The organism is Pseudothermotoga hypogea DSM 11164 = NBRC 106472 (assembly GCF_000816145.1).
In the GTDB taxonomy this organism is placed as follows: domain Bacteria; phylum Thermotogota; class Thermotogae; order Thermotogales; family DSM-5069; genus Pseudothermotoga_A; species Pseudothermotoga_A hypogea.
Genome location: NZ_CP007141.1, coordinates 1,198,873 through 1,215,341, shown reverse-complemented (window position 1 = coordinate 1,215,341; position 16,469 = coordinate 1,198,873). Strand labels below are relative to the sequence as shown.

Annotated in this window: 16 protein-coding genes; all 16 read right to left on the bottom strand. The window is 51.0% G+C overall.

Annotation, left to right across the window (positions count from 1 at the left end):
- Positions 1 to 92: 92 nt before the first annotated feature.
- The 16 genes from hflC to AJ81_RS05945 all read right to left on the bottom strand — a co-directional run bounded on the left by hflC (position 93) and on the right by AJ81_RS05945 (position 16,391).
- Positions 93 to 938 (bottom strand): protease modulator HflC, encoded by an 846-nt coding sequence (gene hflC, locus AJ81_RS06020; protein ID WP_031505433.1) that lies wholly within the window; start codon positions 936 to 938, stop codon positions 93 to 95.
- The gene (gene hflK, locus AJ81_RS06015) at positions 938 to 1,858 is read right to left on the bottom strand and encodes an FtsH protease activity modulator HflK (RefSeq protein WP_031505435.1); all 921 of its coding nucleotides are present in this window, start codon (positions 1,856 to 1,858) and stop codon (positions 938 to 940) included. Before hflK ends, hflC begins: the two co-directional genes overlap by 1 nt.
- A 220-nt stretch (positions 1,859 to 2,078) precedes the next feature.
- Positions 2,079 to 3,140 carry a hypothetical protein gene (locus tag AJ81_RS06010; RefSeq protein WP_031505436.1) on the bottom strand — a complete coding sequence of 354 codons (1,062 nt, stop codon included), beginning with the start codon at positions 3,138 to 3,140 and terminating at the stop codon, positions 2,079 to 2,081.
- Positions 3,141 to 3,219: 79 nt separating this feature from the next.
- Positions 3,220 to 3,783, bottom strand: a complete 564-nt coding sequence (gene pyrE, locus AJ81_RS06005; protein WP_031505438.1) for an orotate phosphoribosyltransferase — start codon at positions 3,781 to 3,783, stop codon at positions 3,220 to 3,222.
- Positions 3,776 to 4,399 (bottom strand): orotidine-5'-phosphate decarboxylase, encoded by a 624-nt coding sequence (pyrF, locus tag AJ81_RS06000; protein WP_031505439.1) that lies wholly within the window; start codon positions 4,397 to 4,399, stop codon positions 3,776 to 3,778. Before pyrF ends, pyrE begins: the two co-directional genes overlap by 8 nt.
- Positions 4,400 to 5,557, bottom strand: a complete 1,158-nt coding sequence (locus tag AJ81_RS05995; protein ID WP_031505441.1) for an iron-containing alcohol dehydrogenase — start codon at positions 5,555 to 5,557, stop codon at positions 4,400 to 4,402. It lies immediately after the preceding gene.
- A gap of 13 nt (positions 5,558 to 5,570) precedes the next feature.
- Positions 5,571 to 6,374, bottom strand: coding sequence for a HisA/HisF-related TIM barrel protein (locus AJ81_RS05990; protein ID WP_031505443.1), 804 nt, complete (start codon positions 6,372 to 6,374; stop codon positions 5,571 to 5,573).
- The gene (locus AJ81_RS05985) at positions 6,365 to 7,021 is read right to left on the bottom strand and encodes an iron-sulfur cluster-binding protein (RefSeq protein WP_031505445.1); all 657 of its coding nucleotides are present in this window, start codon (positions 7,019 to 7,021) and stop codon (positions 6,365 to 6,367) included. Before AJ81_RS05985 ends, AJ81_RS05990 begins: the two co-directional genes overlap by 10 nt.
- Entirely contained in the window at positions 6,993 to 8,114 is a 1,122-nt protein-coding gene (locus AJ81_RS05980) for a dihydroorotase (protein WP_031505446.1), read from the bottom strand. Before AJ81_RS05980 ends, AJ81_RS05985 begins: the two co-directional genes overlap by 29 nt.
- Complete coding sequence (locus AJ81_RS05975; protein WP_051368720.1) at positions 8,071 to 9,003, bottom strand: aspartate carbamoyltransferase catalytic subunit; 933 nt, start codon at positions 9,001 to 9,003, stop codon at positions 8,071 to 8,073. Before AJ81_RS05975 ends, AJ81_RS05980 begins: the two co-directional genes overlap by 44 nt.
- A 271-nt stretch (positions 9,004 to 9,274) precedes the next feature.
- A complete protein-coding gene (locus tag AJ81_RS05970; protein WP_197536854.1) occupies positions 9,275 to 9,556 on the bottom strand; it encodes a (2Fe-2S)-binding protein in 282 nt (93 codons plus the stop codon).
- Positions 9,549 to 11,573 (bottom strand): FAD-dependent oxidoreductase, encoded by a 2,025-nt coding sequence (locus AJ81_RS05965; protein ID WP_064462330.1) that lies wholly within the window; start codon positions 11,571 to 11,573, stop codon positions 9,549 to 9,551. Before AJ81_RS05965 ends, AJ81_RS05970 begins: the two co-directional genes overlap by 8 nt.
- Positions 11,549 to 12,280 carry an aspartate/glutamate racemase family protein gene (locus AJ81_RS05960; RefSeq protein ID WP_051368719.1) on the bottom strand — a complete coding sequence of 244 codons (732 nt, stop codon included), beginning with the start codon at positions 12,278 to 12,280 and terminating at the stop codon, positions 11,549 to 11,551. Before AJ81_RS05960 ends, AJ81_RS05965 begins: the two co-directional genes overlap by 25 nt.
- On the bottom strand, positions 12,277 to 14,169 hold the full coding sequence (locus AJ81_RS05955) for a TRAP transporter permease (protein WP_031505453.1): 1,893 nt from the start codon (positions 14,167 to 14,169) through the stop codon (positions 12,277 to 12,279). Before AJ81_RS05955 ends, AJ81_RS05960 begins: the two co-directional genes overlap by 4 nt.
- 15 nt (positions 14,170 to 14,184) lie before the next feature.
- Entirely contained in the window at positions 14,185 to 15,189 is a 1,005-nt protein-coding gene (locus AJ81_RS05950; protein WP_031505454.1) for a TAXI family TRAP transporter solute-binding subunit, read from the bottom strand.
- The gene (locus AJ81_RS05945) at positions 15,189 to 16,391 is read right to left on the bottom strand and encodes an NAD(P)/FAD-dependent oxidoreductase (RefSeq protein WP_051368718.1); all 1,203 of its coding nucleotides are present in this window, start codon (positions 16,389 to 16,391) and stop codon (positions 15,189 to 15,191) included. The genes AJ81_RS05950 and AJ81_RS05945 overlap by 1 nt, the downstream gene beginning before the upstream one ends.
- Positions 16,392 to 16,469 lie beyond the last annotated feature (78 nt).

Below are 16,469 nucleotides of genomic sequence, written 5' to 3'. Positions count from 1 at the left end.
TACGAAGACAGATAAAAACTCTGTCCATCCCCTCGGTCACGAATGGATCACACACTCTTCAGCTGGGAGAGATGCTTTTCAAAACTTTTGCGCTATTTCATCTGCTGCAGAATGCTCAGATCCTCACCCACGATGACAACACTGTTTGGAATGATGGTCTTGTAGCTTTCTAACGTTCTGAGGAGCTTGTAGAACTCGTAATCTTTCGAGAACGCCTCTGCGTAGATGCGTGTTGCGCTCGCTTCACCGGAACCTTTTATCCTTTCAGCCTCACTCATCGCCTGTGCCCTTATTATGGTGGCTTGTTTGTCTGCCTCCGAGCGGATCTTCTGCGCTTCCTTCTGTCCCTCCGCCCTGATCAGCGCGGCGATGCTCTGTCTTTCGGACTTCATCCTCTCGAAGACTGCATTTTGGTTCTCGGTGGGAAGGTCGGTGTGTTTGATCCTGACGTCTCTGATCTCTATACCGAAGTCGGCAAGATTCTTTTTCGCAAAATCGGTTATGTCGACCAGGTACTGTCTTTCACCGGTGACGATGTCGTCGAACTCGAGTTTGGCGAGCGTGTTTCTCAAGCCAGAGTAGACCACATCGTCGATCCTTGAGAGCGCGAGGCTCACAGTTCTTACAGATTCGAGAAACTTCTTAGGATCGTCGATCCTCCAGATCGCGTACGAATCCACGAGCATGGTTTTTTTGTCCAGCGTGATGATCTTTTCAACAGGAATATCGTATATGTAGTATCGCTTGCTCAGCCTAACGACGTTGTCAACGAAAGGCGTGCGCACGTACAAACCGGGTTCCGAGATGACCTTTCTTATCTCTCCGAATCTCAGCACTATAGCGTACTGGGTTTGATCCACGATGAACAGAGAGAGCGCCACGAGAACTATCGCCAAGATCGAAACGATCGCAACAGTCACGATTATGGTCAGCTTCATCATTTTGCACCACCACCCAGCAAGTTTTCGAGATTCATGAGCAAGATCTTTTGGGATCGATCCAAAAGGATGATCGTCTTCGCTCTCGGGAGCACCTGCTCGAGTGTCTCGATTCTCAAGCGGGTCTCGGTGATTTTGGGCGCGTTTTTGTACTCGTTCAGTATGCTCAAGAACCTCTGAGTTTCACCCGTGGCTTGAAGGATCTTCTGTTGTGCGTAGGCCTCGGCTTCGAGCACGATCTTTCTCGCCTCACCTTCGACCACGGGAATCAGGTTGTTGGCGTACCTGAGCGCTTCGTTGATGTATCTTTCTTTGTCCTGCTTGGCGTTGTTCACATCGTCGAAGGCCGCTATGACTGGGTCCGGTGGGACGACTTCTTGGAGTAGAACGTTCAAGACTGTGACACCCACGTCGTACTCGTTCAAAAGCTGCTGCACCATCTCATGAACCTCGTAGGCCACCTTGTCCCTTTCTGCGGTCAAGATCTCGTCCACGGTCCTTTTGGCGATCCTCTCTCTCAGAGCAGATTCTGTGGTGAATTTAACCAGTTCTTCTGGTCTTTCGACGTTGAAGACGAACTTCACTGGATCGCTGACGCGGAACTGCACCACGGCCTCAACGGAGACGATGTTTCCATCCCCGGTGAGTATCAGGGCTTCTTCTCTCTTCGAAGCGTATTGACCTGGCCGGATTGTTCTGAAACCGATCTCTTGCTTTCGAATCGTCTGCACATCCACGATCACGTGCGATTGGAATGGATAGGGTGCGTGCAGATGAATACCAGGTCCGGCAGTGTAAGAATACTTCCCGAAAGTCTTTACCAGTGCGACCTGAGATGGATCGACCTGGTAGATGCCGGTCATGATGTAAACGACGACGAGAGCTATCAGGACCAGGATCACTATGAATTTCGTTTTCATCTTTCTACCTCCTTTCGCTGGGTTGAGTATAGCAGGGGCTCGAGGACCTTCAAAGTCGAAAGTTGGTAGATCTTCTCCAAAATGTTTCCTTCTCTCAAAGGTGAAGTCCGTATATGTATTTACGGGAGCGCTCCGAGGAACCGTCCGGATGGATCAAAGTCATCGTAGAAAGCCCTCATTCTAATTCGTTTATAGCGCTCCCGGGATATTTTTTAAGGAATCAACGCACTGGCACGAAAACGATCTTTGCGACCCAGCGTTTTGTGAAATCGTGAGGTGAGAAACGATCGACGTCCAAACCCGCCCAGAGTTGTACTTTTATTTCGACTTCGACGATCGAGCTGTTGAAGGGAATCTTTATCGCCTCGGGCAACACGTAGCTCACCGAACCTGCTTGGTTCACGACGAAGTACCTGACGTCCCCAGCGCCCCTGGGAGTCGAGGTGACGATGATGGCCGAGTTGGGATCGAAGTTGCCAAAGGAGTGTGGAATAGAGCTCGTCTGTCCATTCTGATATTTCACGTTTATCCAGTAGACCAAGTACTGATCCCAAGGATTCGTCTGGGGCTTTGAATCTGCGACAACGATGATCTTCAACTGTTGACCCAGTTCGAATGGTTCTGGCTCAACGAGTACATCGAGGATTCGTTCGACTTGGAAGTACTGTTGAGTTTGTTGCTGTGAAACTTGATCCTTTCTGACGAACTCGCAACTCTGCATGGGTGCCGTGACCCTCTGAACAGACACCCAGTCCACTCGGGCGCCTTTGTGCACACCTGCCGTCGGTTGATTGTAGACTGGATCCATGTCGAGGTCTGCGATGATGCTGAAATTCCTGCAAGCCAGCGGGTATGAGACTCTCCAACCCCAGATCTCCTTGTAGCCCGTGTCCAAATCGGCTTTTGTGACGTAAAAACCAACGATCTGAAAACCTCCGTACTGGTAGTTGCTCGGGAAAGCCGACGTTGGACCGTAGTAGATCAAGGTGTTGGTCTCCGTCTCGCTGAGTTTCAGACCTATCAACCTGATGCTCATCAGCTTCGTTTCGTTCTCTTTCAAATCAAAAGAATACGTCGCAGCTTGTCCAATGACCCTCATGAAGTTGATCCTCACACCCACGTTGATGATGCTTTGACCGTAGAACTTCTCAGGATTTGTGAGTATTTCGATGGATGAAACGGTGAAACCTCCCGGCACCACGTGCGTCAGTGGAACCTTCAGTTGAGAAAAACTCAGGACCGAGAACAAGAAGACAAAACACATGAGCCACGTTCTCTTCACACGATCACCCCCTTGGATGTTGGAACAATTATACAACCAAAAATCAAAAGGGGCCAGTGGCCCCTTTCTTTCTTTGCGCTCAAACGATGTGTTTCCTGCTACCTGGTTTGACCAACGGAACACCTTGTTGGCACAGTGGACAGTCGTTCGGCTCGAATATGGGAAGCTCGAGCTTCACGAGAGAATAGAAAGGCACTTCGAAGGGAAGTTTCTCTACAGATCTGTCCACGATGCTCGCGATGCAACAGACCTGTCCACCGTGCTCTCGAACGACCTCGGCGACCTCCAAGACGGATTTGCCAGTCGTCGTGACGTCTTCAACTATCGCGACCCTTTCATTTTCCTCGATGTTGAAGTTCCTTCTGAGTCTCATCCGACCATCTTCTCTCTCTGTGAACATGGCACGTGCGTTCACGTGGCGTGCCACTTCGTAGGCCAAGATAACCCCACCCAGCGCTGGACCTATGACGATGTCTGGCTTGTGCTGGGATATCTTTTCAGCGATCGCTTTACCTATCTTTTCACCGTAGCTTGGAAGCTCGAATATCTTCGCGCACTGAATGTACTTTGAAGAATGTTTGCCCGAAGACAGCAGGAAGTGGCCTTCCAGAACTGCCCCGATTTCTTTGAGTAGCTCAAGCATGAACGAACCTCCTCATTTTTTCCATCGTGGCCTTTGGATCTTGGCTCTTGTACACTTCTCTGCCTATGACGGCGAAGTCGGCGACTTTCTTGATCTGCTCGAGGCTCACCACGTCTTTCTGATCGTCCGCACCCCTCTCCATGCGAACACCGGGAACGAGTATCTTTCCCGAGATCTTTTTGCGCAACTTCATTGCCCAACTTCCGGGAAGAACGAAGGAACAACCGAGCAATCTGAGGGATTCCACCTGCGTCGCGTAGTCCTCCAAGGAACCTTCGATGGACGTGAGCTTCACGACCACGAAGATCAGTTTCTCTGTGCTTTCCAAAGCGGCCTTTACTGACTCGATGCCCGCGGCGGCGTGCATGGTGAAACCCACGATCGAAGGATGGTCCCATGCCTTGATGGATCTTGCGATGGTTGAAGGAATGTCGACGAACTTCAGATCGAGTATGGCTTTGAGGTTCCTCTTGGCAAGTTCGTCGAACACGCTTTTACCGAGTGATGCAAGGTTGTGACCCACCTTGACGTACTCGAAACTTCCAAAACGATCGATGAACGACAGCGGTTCATCCATGTCCAAACTCAGTACCAGATGCAACTTCACCACCTCCATTCACAGTGCTTTCTTCATGATTTCAACGAGGTCCTTTTCTTCGAGCTTCTTCGGGCTCTTCACGACCACACCCTTCATGATCCTGTAGGCAACCTTGGCGATCTCTGGAAGATCTTGCTCTTTGAAACCGAACTTGGAGAGTTTCTCGTTCAGATTGAAGAGATCTTGGAACTCGTAGAGCTTTTCTATGAACAACCTCGCGGCTTTGTTCACATTGAACTCGTCGATGTTGAACACATGTTTGGTCAAAACCGCGAGCCTCTCTTTGCACTCTTCGAACATGTACTCGAGCAAATATGGCCCAGTGATGCACAGACCGAGTCCGTGGGGAAGTTGTTCGTTGAAGCCACTCAAACCGTGCTCGATCGCATGGTTGGCGATGACACCCGTGAGCGTTTCTGTGATACCCGCTTCGGTGCTCGCCCAGGCGAGGTTCGTTCTTGCCTCGATGTCCTCACCGTTCACGTAGGCTCTCATCAAGAAAGAGACGATCCTCTTCATCGAGTCTATGGCGAGAAGATCGGAATAGGGATTCGCATCGATGTTCAAGAAGGCTTCAAGTGAGTGGTAGAAGGCGTCCATCGAGGTGTACGCAGTTTGATCTTTTGGAAGAGTGGTCATGAGTGAAGGATCGACGATGGAGATCTTCGGGAAGATCACATCGTAGCCTATTCCAACCTTTTCCTTCGTTCTGGGGTTGGTGATCACCGCAAAGGGATCTGCCTCGGTGCCAGTCCCATGGGTGGTGGGGATCGCGATCACAGGCAAGGCTTTGTCTGGTTTCTTGTTGCCACCAGCGTTCGTGTAGTTCCAAAAGCTGTCCTTCATAGCGGCGGCAATCGCTACGGCTTTGGCAGAGTCAATAGCGCTTCCTCCACCAAGTCCAATGATGAATTCAACGTTCTGTTCGATTGCGATCTTCGCAGCTTCATCCACATGGTCACTGATGGGATTGGGTTGGACCTTGTCGAACACCAAAACTTCGATACCGACTTTCTCCAGCATCGCTTTCACTCTGTCCAAAAGGCCTGTGACCTTCGTGCTTTTTCTTCCGGTAACGATCATGGTTTTCTTGCCAAGGTTTGTCACAAGCTTTGGAAGTTTTTCAATCGCACCCACTCCGAAGACGATCCTGGTGGGAAGATAACTTTCGAACATGAAAATCCCTCCTTCAAGAGAATTTCTGTGCGATCTTCTCGATCATCTTGGGATCTTTGTACAAAGCCGTTCCGACGCTGATCGCGTTGGCACCGACTTTGAAGAACTGTTCGGCGTCTTGTTCGTTCATGATCCCACCCGAGGCGATGATGTAGAGGTTGGTTTTCTTCCTCACCTCGTACACCGCCCTCAACGCGATGGGCTTGAGCACGGGTCCTGAGATACCACCTTTTATGATCCTATCGCCGTCCACGTGGAGCGCTCGGATCGTGTTGATCAACGTCACACCGTTCCAACCACAGTCTTCAACGATTTTGGCGATTTCTTCAATGAACGCACCCTCTACGCCAAGTTTGGCGATGAGAAATACGTTCAATCTCTTTCTCAGTTCCGATAGCATTCTCTCGAGTTCAACGACATTGGAGAGCGGATTGAAATGCACGTTCGGACAAGAGAAGTTGCACTCGAATGCGACGAATCTGTCTTGGTAAGGTGCCATCTTTTGAGCGACCAACAGGTATTCTTCGAAGTTTTCCCCTGCGAAGCTGAAGATCACCTTCACCTTCTTGAAGAGTTCATCGTACACTCTATTTTCGAGCTCTTCGATGAACTTCTCAACCCCGACGTTCTCAAGTCCTATGCTGTTGATCAAATAGTTCTGCGTGGCGATGAGTCTTGGCGGAGGATTTCCACGCCTCGGATTGAACGTGATGGTCTTGAGCGTGTAGGCGCCTATATGTTTTGGATCGATCAGCTTGAGATACTCTCCCATGCCTCCAGTTCCAGAAGCTATCACTATGGGTGGTCTCAGCTCCACACCTCTTCACCTCTCAGAACAGGTCCATCGATGCACAGATGTTTCAAACCGTTCTTGGTTTCTTTCGCACAGCCTCTGCACGCGCCGATCCCACAGGCCATGTATTCGTTGAACGAAACGAACACTTCTGCTTTGCCTTTCAAAATATCATAGCTGATCTTCTCCATCTGGTCCGAACCGATCACTAAGAACCAATCGTAACCTTCGAGCGATCTGAGCAGGTTCAAAAACGCTTCGTCTCCCACCACGAGTGGGAAGGGAATTTCGATCGAAAGTTCCTCCAAAGAACCGATGAACACGTCGCAACCGTATCTTTTGTGTAGATCGAGAGCCATTGGTAGACAAGCTGGCGTTGCGATCATCGCACCTTTACCTTCAGGTGGAACGAAGCCTTTGCCGCACGGACCGTGTGCCTCCAAAACGCTCTGTTGTACTATGTAGTTCGTTCCAGGACCTATGATCTGCACTCCTATGGCGAGCTTTCCGTTCCACCGACCGAGGCCGAAAGGCTTTCGAACGATCGAAGTTTCCGTTTCTATCATGATGAACTGAATGGGTTCAAAATCGATCCACTCGTTGAAAGAAATGATGAACGTGTCTGCGGTGAGCTGGACAAGCTCACTCCTCGTCAGAGAGAAATTCTCCATCCCAGTACACCCACCTTCCTGAACGTTTCATTCCCACCACTTTGCCCCTCAGTTTTGTACCATTGAAAACACAATTTTTTCCTTTGCTGTAAAATTTTTTAGCATCAACCACCCATTGAATGCTCGGATCGATCACGATCACGTTGTCCAGCTCGAAGGACCTTTCGATTCCAAGGATCTTTCGGGGTGCCACGGTGAGTTTCTCGATGGTTTTTTCGAGACATTCTGTGGCCGTGTAGAAGGCGCTGAACGCCACTTCGATACCGCTGGTTCCAAACGGTGCCTTTTCGAAATCGTTCGGCTTTTCTGGATGTGGCGCATGATCTGTCGCGAAAACGTCCACCAAATCTTTCTCCACGGCCTCGAGAAGCGCTTCTCTATCTTGCTCAGTGCCGAGCGGAGGATTGATCTTGAAATTGGTGTTCTTCACATCGTCCATGGTGAAGAAGAGGTGGTGTGGTGTGACTTCACAGCTCACCTTGGTATAGTTTCGAAGATGAAGTATCGTTTCGATCGAAAGTTTCGTTGAAACGTGCTGGATGTGGAACCTATTAAAGCCATGTTCGAGACCGAGCATCACGTTTCGAAAGATGGATATGGCTTCGCTGCAGATCGGTCTCTTTGGTACTTCGATCGGTGTAGGTTCGTAGAACAAACCTCCAAGTTCGTGCACCTGACTGTGGTCCAACACGAGGTGTGGTTTTTTTCTCCTGAAAGCGTTCAAGATCTTCAGCGTGTCGTATTCAATACCATCGTTGGAATAGCACAACGTTCTTTCTCCGTCTGGTTCGAGCTCACCGAACAGAGAGACGGACCAGTAGAAATCGACGATCTTGTCCTTGGCGAGTTGAAAGTGCATGTTCAAAACGTCCACGCTCTCAAGCTTTGGATTGGTGTTCGGTTGGATCAAAACAGCACCGAAACCACCTGCGATCGCGGCCTTTTCGAGTGAATCGTAGTCTTCCTGGCCGTTCAACCTCACGTGCGCGTGCATGTCGAAGAAGGTTGGACAAGCCACGAGCCCTTCCTTTGGCTCTGGTAAATCGATCTCAACGTCCAGCCAGCGACGCTTCCATGGATCGTACGCTCTCAACCTCGATCACTCCCATGGCGAACTCCAGAACGGCCATTCTCACGAAGACACCGTTTTTCACCTGCTCCAATATCTTCGATCTCTCCGAGTAAACTACGTCGTCTGAGACTTCAACGTTCCTGTTGAAGGGTCCTGGGTGCATCAAGACGGCGTGTTTTGGTGCGAGTTCTATCGTTTTCGAGTTTATCTGCATCGTGCGGAAGAAGTCGTCGACGTTTGGATAACTTTCCTCAAGTCTTTCCTTTTGGATCCTCAGCGCGTAGATGACGTCGACGTCGTGTATGGCTTCTTCCAGATCGTTCGTTATCAGGCTCACACCTTCGAAGCTCTCCGGCACAAAACCTTTAGGTCCGACCATTCTCACTTCCGCACCGAACTTGTTCAAAAGTTCGGTTAAAGATCTGGCCACGCGCGAATGGACGATGTCTCCAACGATGGCGACTTTGAGTTTGAGCGTGTTGAAATGTTCAACCATCGTCATGGCGTCCAAGAGAGCTTGGGTGGGATGTTCGTTCGTGCCGTCACCTGCGTTCACCACGGGCATTTTCACGTATTTTGAGAACTCCTTTGGCGCACCGTTTCTTCGAATGCGAACCACCAAACAGTCGAAGTCCATCATGTTCAGTGTCAAAATCGTGTCGAGGTCGGTCTCACCCTTCAACAGTGAGGAACTTTCAGGCGCAAAGTCGATGACGTTGGCTCCCAGGTTCATCGCGGCCTTCTGGAAAGAGACCTTCGTCCTCGTGGAAGGTTCGAAGAAGGCGGTGAGCACGAATTTGCCTTCGAGCGTTTTCGGATAAACCTTCAGTGACTTGTACCACATGGCGCGCTCGAGTATGGTCTCGATCTCTTTCCTGCTCAGATCCTTGATGTCCAGCAGATGCCTCACGATATCACCTCCGATGGAGCAAAAATAAAGGGGCCTTTCGGCCCCTCAAATTTCGCTCTTTTTAAAATAAAAGGGGCTTTTGAAGCCCCTTTCGGACTGCTTTCACATCTATTCAAAGCGTGGTCCAAAATCGTGCTCGTTACAGCCAGCACACCGTTCACCCCGTTTTCTGAAACAAAATTATACCCTCGCGCCGGTCTCAATGTGTTTCATCTTCGTTTCTTCACCTTTGAATTTCTGACGGATCGACCCACTCTCGCGAACGAACCGTTCAGCCTCGCTTTTTCGATTCAACGTCCGAGAGCAGGCCAGCCAGAAGAGGTTTTGAGGGAGGTCTGAAGGTGCCCGGATTGAGTTGAGAAATCGAAACACCCTTGGCTTTGGATAACTCCCTGAGCACGATCTCTCTACAGCCTCGTCCTTGACACGGTCCCATCCCGATCCTCAAAAGCCTCTTGAGCTCGCTGAAGGTTGTGAAGCCCATTCGGATGTATCTTCTAACTTCTTCGAGCGTTACTTCTTCGCATCGACAAACGAAAATCTTCTCATCCACGATCTATCACCCTTATCGTCCTGACGTGCATCACCAGATCCTTTGGAACAACCACGTGGACGACGTAGGTTTTATCCTTCCTCGGCTCCTGAACTCTGACGATCTTCGATCGTGCGACTTTTCTTCCACACCTGTCGAGGCAGACCACCTCGTCCCCCACCTGAGGTTTGGCCGACATCTCATAGGGCAACTTCAGAATCGCCTGCTCGCCAGATATGTCGGCGACGAAACAGGCAAGGCCCGGACATGCGGCAACGCACATGGCGCAACCGGTGCACTTGGAATAGTCTATCCTCGGCACATCGTTGATGTTTTCGAAAGGTAGTATCGCACCCGTGGGACAATTGGCATGGCAAGGATCGCACGGAATTTTCTGAGGACACTCTATTATCACCAGACCGTTCTTCTTTTTCTTCCAAAGCTCCATGGGTGGTGCGACGGTTTCAACCATGTTCTCACTCAGCACACCCGATCTGAACTGCTCATCTTGGAGTCGATCTTCCAACGGACTATCACCAACTAACTGAAACAGTGGCAGAGAACCTTCGGTGAAAACCTGACTCAAGCCCCTCCTCACCCTGTAAGAGGTTTCACCCATTCGAAGCTCGTTCAACTTGTTCCAGTATCCTTCGAGTCTGCTCTCGAAGGTGGTTTCATCCACCCTGTTCAAAGCCCTGCTGACGGACAATCCCGCTATGCTTCCTTCGAGCATGGCCGTGGTGGCTTCCTCTATTCCTGCAACATCACCCGCGACCCAGAATCTGGGATTTGAAGTTCTCAACGTGTGATCCCTCTTTGGAACGAAACCACCAAGATCGTTCACGTAAGCCATCTCACAACCCGCTTGCCAAAACAGTTCCACCGTTGGAGACAAACCGACGGCAAGGCAAACCGTGTCGCATTCCACGAATTTCTCTTCACCGATGAGCTCGCCTTTTTCATCCACTTCCTGTATCACAGCACCTTCGACGTGACTTTCCCCTACGACTTTTTTCACCGTGTGTCTGAGCAGTATTGGAACACCGAGACGGCGAACCTTGGCTGCGTGCACCCAGTAGCCTCCAACGCTCGGAGCCAATTCCACGATCGCTGCCACCTCGGCACCAGCCTGGAGCAGTTGGTAAGAAACGATCAGACCGATGTTTCCTGCTCCGACCATCAGCACTCTCTTTCCTGGAAGAACTCCGTAGACGTTCATGAGCGTTTGAACCGCTCCCGCACCGTAGACACCCGGTAAATCGTTGTTCACGAAGGGGACCAGCTTCTCCATCGCCCCCGTGGAGACGATGATGGCCTCTGGCTCAATCATGAAGAGTCTCTTCTCACTCTGCTCGCAGAGAGCCACGTTTTCTTTCGCATAGTAAGCCACGGCGGACGTGTTCGAAAGTACCTTGAGTTGACCTGAACCGATGTATGGACTCAGTTGTCGTTGGAGTATCTGGGCTATCTCTATTCCCCTGACGCCTGCGAAGTCTTTCGATGAACCGAAGAACTTGTGCGTCTGCTTTATGAGCTGGCCACCGAGACGGAGCGATTCGTCGACGAGCGTGACCTTACAACCCCATCGCAGTGCTTCGAGACAGGCAGACAGACCCGCTGGACCGCCTCCGATGATCAGAACCTCGGCCTGGACGATGGACGATCCTTGAGGCTCTTCCAACGCGAGGGTTGAACTTTCAGTGAATCTCCCCAAGCCGTGCTGCGTTTCGATCCTCATGCCTTCCTTGAGTGGTGTGATACAGGTTCTGACGTTCGGTAAACCATCGACCTTCATGAAGCAAGACGAGCACTTGCCTATGGCGCAGAAGAATCCCCTCGGTCTGTGGTACTTCTTCGTGTAGCTGAGAACCTTGACGTTGTTCGCATACAGAGCGACAGCGATGGGTTCGTTCTCGTACCATTCCAAAGGCCTTCCGTCGTGGTAGAAGATGACCTTTCTACCTCTGCTGAAATGTAAGATGGGATGGTCTCTTATGACGTACATTGCTTTTCTCACTCCATCGTTGCACCTTTCCAAGGAAAAGTCCCACCTTTCTCAACGGCAAAGCACACCATGTTCACAAGATCCGTCAGATCGAAGACTGGCAAGTTCGTCACTCTCTGCACATCAGCGGCGAAGGGTGGCAGGTTCGTACACTCAAGCACGATACAACCAAGATCAGATCGTTTTTCAACGAGCTTCTTCGCGGCATCAACAACTTCGGTCCGCGCCTCTTCAAAGTCTATACACCATTCATCGTTCAGCAAAACTCTGCCGAAGTTCGTGTTCTCAAGACCAACGATCTCGACGAAAGCTTCAACTGCTCCCACAGGTAAAAGGTGTGACTGAGAAAGCGCCTGAGAATTCGCCGTCAATATTCCCACCGGCTTCATACCGCAGATTCTGTGAACTAAGGGGACCAACAGCAAAGAGGATGTTACCACTGGCACGCTCACCGCACGAGCGAGCTCTTCCTGCAACACGGCCAAAAATCCACAACTTGTGGTTATCACCTTCACACCCGCAGCTTCCAGCTCTCTCGCAGCGTTCAAGACTTCCTCAACACAGTTCTTTTCTTTCCCTATGATCGCTCTGGGATTCAAACCTTCCAAAACTTTGTACAGCACGGGAAAATTCCAGGTTCTGGCGTTCCCAACGTCTCCCACAATTCTGGGAAAGTGCGTGTGTAGTGTTATCACTCCCAAGGTGAAGCCGTAGAGGGTCTTTCCACCTTGAACGATCATCGTTGACTCTCCAAACTCTTTTCGGACCTCTTCGCTTTGATCAACAAATAGACCAAGACTACGAAAGTAACGGCGGCAATGATATTCCTCGGCATCTTCGCCCAGGCAGCCGAAATGATCAAGAACACGACCACGATTGCGCTCAGGAACCTGCCAAGCGAACTGACGGGCCTGTGGAAGTAACCAGAATTCACCACAGCCAGGAAGTAACTGACACCTGTCATCAAGATTGACACTGAGATCACTTCCATGATCGATCCTTTCAGGAGTATGGCCTTGTTGTAGATGAACAGATAACCTGCTATGTAACCGGTCAGCGACAGTCTCCAACTGATGAATCCAACCCTCATGGGATTCGTTTTCGCGATCGAAGCGGCACAGTAGGACGCTATACAGACAGGCGGTGTCACTTCGGAAAGCAGCGCAAAATAAAGGACGAACAAATGCGCTGCGAGCACGTCCACCCCCATTTTCGTGAGCGCCAATCCCGCGATGGAGGCCGCGATCACGTAGGCCGGTGTGGTTGGCAAACCCATGCCCAGAATCAAACAAACGCCCATCAGCAAGACCAGCGCAGGCAGTAATCTTCCACCGGAAAGACTCGTGATCGCCGAAGCTATGCCCAGACCAAGCCCGGTGTTGGTGAAAACACTCACCACTATTCCCGCACCCGCACAGGCCAGAGCGACCGCGATCATGTTGCGTGCACCCTTCTCAAAGGTGATGACGAGTCTCTTCGGTGTCATAATCGTATCTTTCCTGAAGAAACTCAGAGCGAAGGCGGTCCAGATGGCGTAGTACGCTGCCGAAAAGGGTGAGAAACCCTTGACGAGGAAATAAACCAAAACCACCACAGGCAACAACAGATAGGAATCTCTCACGATCTCACGCCACTTGGGCATCTCCTCTGGGGGTAAACCTCTCAGATTGTCCCTGAGGGCCACCAAGTGCACAGTCAAACCGAGCGCGAGGTAGTAGAACACAGCTCCAAGTATGGCTCTGAAACATATCTCCAAATACGGTACGTTCGTGATCTCAGACATCACGAACGCAGCAGCTCCCATCACCGGTGGAACGAAGATACCACCCGTCGAGGCCACCGCCTCAACGGCGGCTGAGAACTCGGGTTTGTAACCCAACCTAATGCCCATCGGGATGGTGAAGGAACCCGTCGCATAGACGTTGCTCGCGGCCGTTCCACTTATCGTTCCGAACAGGGCGCTGGCTAAAACTCCGATCTTCGCCGGTCCACCAGGTGATGCACCCGTCAATTTCGACGCTATCCTGAGCAAATAATCGCCAACCTTCGTCTGCTCGAAGAACGCTCCGAAGATCACGAACAATGCGACGATGGTGGCAGAGATGCCCGTTATGCTACCGTAGATTCCCGAATCGGTCAGCAAATAAAACATCTCAACCAACCGAGGTAATCTCACAGGCTTGTTGTAAAAGACCCCAGGTAAAAAGGGTGCTATGTAGAGATAACCTATCACACCTAAGATCAGAATGGCCATCGCTGGTGCGACCGCGCGCCTTATCGCTTCGAGGATCAAAACTATGTTGATCAGTCCAAGAACGATCTGAATTGAAGTCACAGGGTCGATGAACTCAAAGCGCATGTTGAGCATGTCATTGTTCAGCATGAGATAGATGGGAGGAACCACTGCGAGTACGGCTAACACGACGTCGAAAATGGTGAATCTGTCTTTGGGAGACTTCTTGGTGGCCGGAAAAAGAAGAAACGCTGCAGGTAAAAGAAACAACAAATGCATGCCCCTCTGAAGTCTCGGTTGCAGTATACCCACGGTCGCGGTGTACAGATGAAACAGGGTGGCGGCGACGAGCCAGCCACCCAGGATCCATCTTTGCCATCCTTTGAGTTGACGCATGTCCCTATCTCCTCGTCATTTCATGTAACCTTTTTCCCTGTAGTACCTCTCCGCTCCGGGGTGCAGAGGAACAGCCACGTGTTGCCATGCGACTTCAGGAACGAAGGTCTTGTTCGCTGGGTGCGCTTGGTATAGTTCCTCGAGGTTTTCACAGAGAATCTTCGTTATCGTGTACACAACAATCTCAGGAACATCCGCGTTCACCAGCAGTTCACCAGCAGTTGTGACTGCAGGAACGTCCTTGTCGAAGCCCGGATACGTGTTCGCAGGTATGAGGCACAAACCGGTTTCTCTGCCGACCGTTCCAAACTTGTTGTGCATGTGGTCGATGCATTCATCCGAGACGGCCAAGAGGACGGACTTTCTGGAGGAGAACATCTCGGTCACCGCTGCTGCAGGAATGGAGAGATGTGTGATGACGAAATCGACATGGCGGTCTTTGTAGAGACTTATCATGTCCGCGTACACCGCGTGGAAGTATTCTCCACCAGCCTTCTTGATGTCATCCAGCGTGACTCCGTAGAAGCGCAGTATTTCCTCCACGATGGGCAAGTCTGATGTTCCTTTCATTGGGATGGCGATCCTCACGGCCTTTTTCGCTTTTATCAGGTCGACGAGTTCTTGTACGGTGCTCAATCCCTTTGCCGCATCCGCCACGAAGTGGATCTGATAATAACCGAAGTAACCTCCGATCGATCTGACCTTCGGGTTCGGTTTCTCATAGAGCGGTGCGGCACCTTCGAGCGCCATCTTGTCGACGAACGTGATGCCCCAACCGAGGTCCGCCTCGCCCATCGAGACACGCACGGGATTGACGACGCCTCCGCCGGGTATGACCTTGATGGATATCTTCGGCTCCTTAGCGTTTATCAGCGCCGCGATGGCACCCGCTTGAGCGTACCAGCCTCCTCCAACACCACCAGCGATCCAGGTCAGTGTTATGGGTTTGAGCTCCTGAGCCAGAACAGTACCGAGACTGAGCACCAGAAGGACCACCACTGCGATCCGTGACAACCTCATCAGAACCTCCCCCTTTCAACAGTTGATTGCTCTTGCTTCTTGGAACTGCGGAATCTCGCAGGGCTCAGTTCGTCGATTGCAAGAGAAGTTTTCTCTCCGCAGATCAGTTGTGTCATCAAAGCACCCGTGATCGGAGCGAGCGCGATGCCATCACCTTCGTGTCCGGTCGCAACGAAGAAACCTGGATTCTCTGGATCTTCTCCTATGACATACTTTCCATCTTCACACGCCGGTCTCAAGCCAGCGAAGGTTCTTATGATACGAACGTTTTTGAAGATGGGAAACAGCTCGACCAGTCGCTTCGCGATCGCAATGAAAGCTTCCAAGCTCGTCGACTTGTCGAAACCCACGTACTCTCTCGTGCTTCCCACCAAATAGTTACCCGGATGAGTCTTCGACATCGCAAAACCGAGGCCAAGCCTTCTGGCGGTCTCATCCTTTTGCATGTGGGACACGTGCTTGGCGATTATGTAGTCAGAATCCCAGACGTTCGTTTCTCCGATCGGTTCGATCGGCTCGGTGACGAGGATCTGCCCTCGCTTCGGTCTGATGGGTAGTTCAAGTCCCACCATCTTGCAAACCTCTCTGGACCACACACCAGCTGCACAAACCACGACTTGAGCTTCGTACTCGTTTTCATTCTGAACCCTCACACGCCAATGATCCGAAGATCTTTCCAAAGCCACGACTTTGGAAAATTTCTTCAACTCCATTCCAAAACGTGCTCCCGCGTTCAAAAGAGCCTTCAGAACACAGAAAGGATCGATCTGAGAATCGTCCGGACAGTGGGTGGACGCCAAGACGCGCTCGCTCACGAAGGGTTGTTTTTTCCTGATCTGCTTTTTATCGAGCATCGTGACGTTCAAACCTATAGATTCTTGCTCAGCGACGAAACGCTCCATGAATGGAAGATGTTCCTCTTTGTCCACGAGGATCATTCCACCGCGCGTTTCGAACCACAGATCCTCACCAAGGTCTCTCTGCCAGGCTTTGTACATCTCAAGACTCAGCAAGGCCATCTTCAAAGGCAGACCCGGAAGTTTCGACTGGAGTAAAATCATGTGATCACACGCACCAGAAGTGCCAGAGCCGACGTCGGATTGTTCCAAGACCAGAACTTTCTTTTTCCTCTGAGCGAGCTGAAAAGCCGTTGAAAGTCCTATTATGCCACCGCCGATGACGACGACGTCATAGAATGGCACTCGTCGACACCCCACCTTGGAAGGTCAGCGGAAACGAATGTGAATCGATGTTTTTATTACTATAGCACCATGCAGACC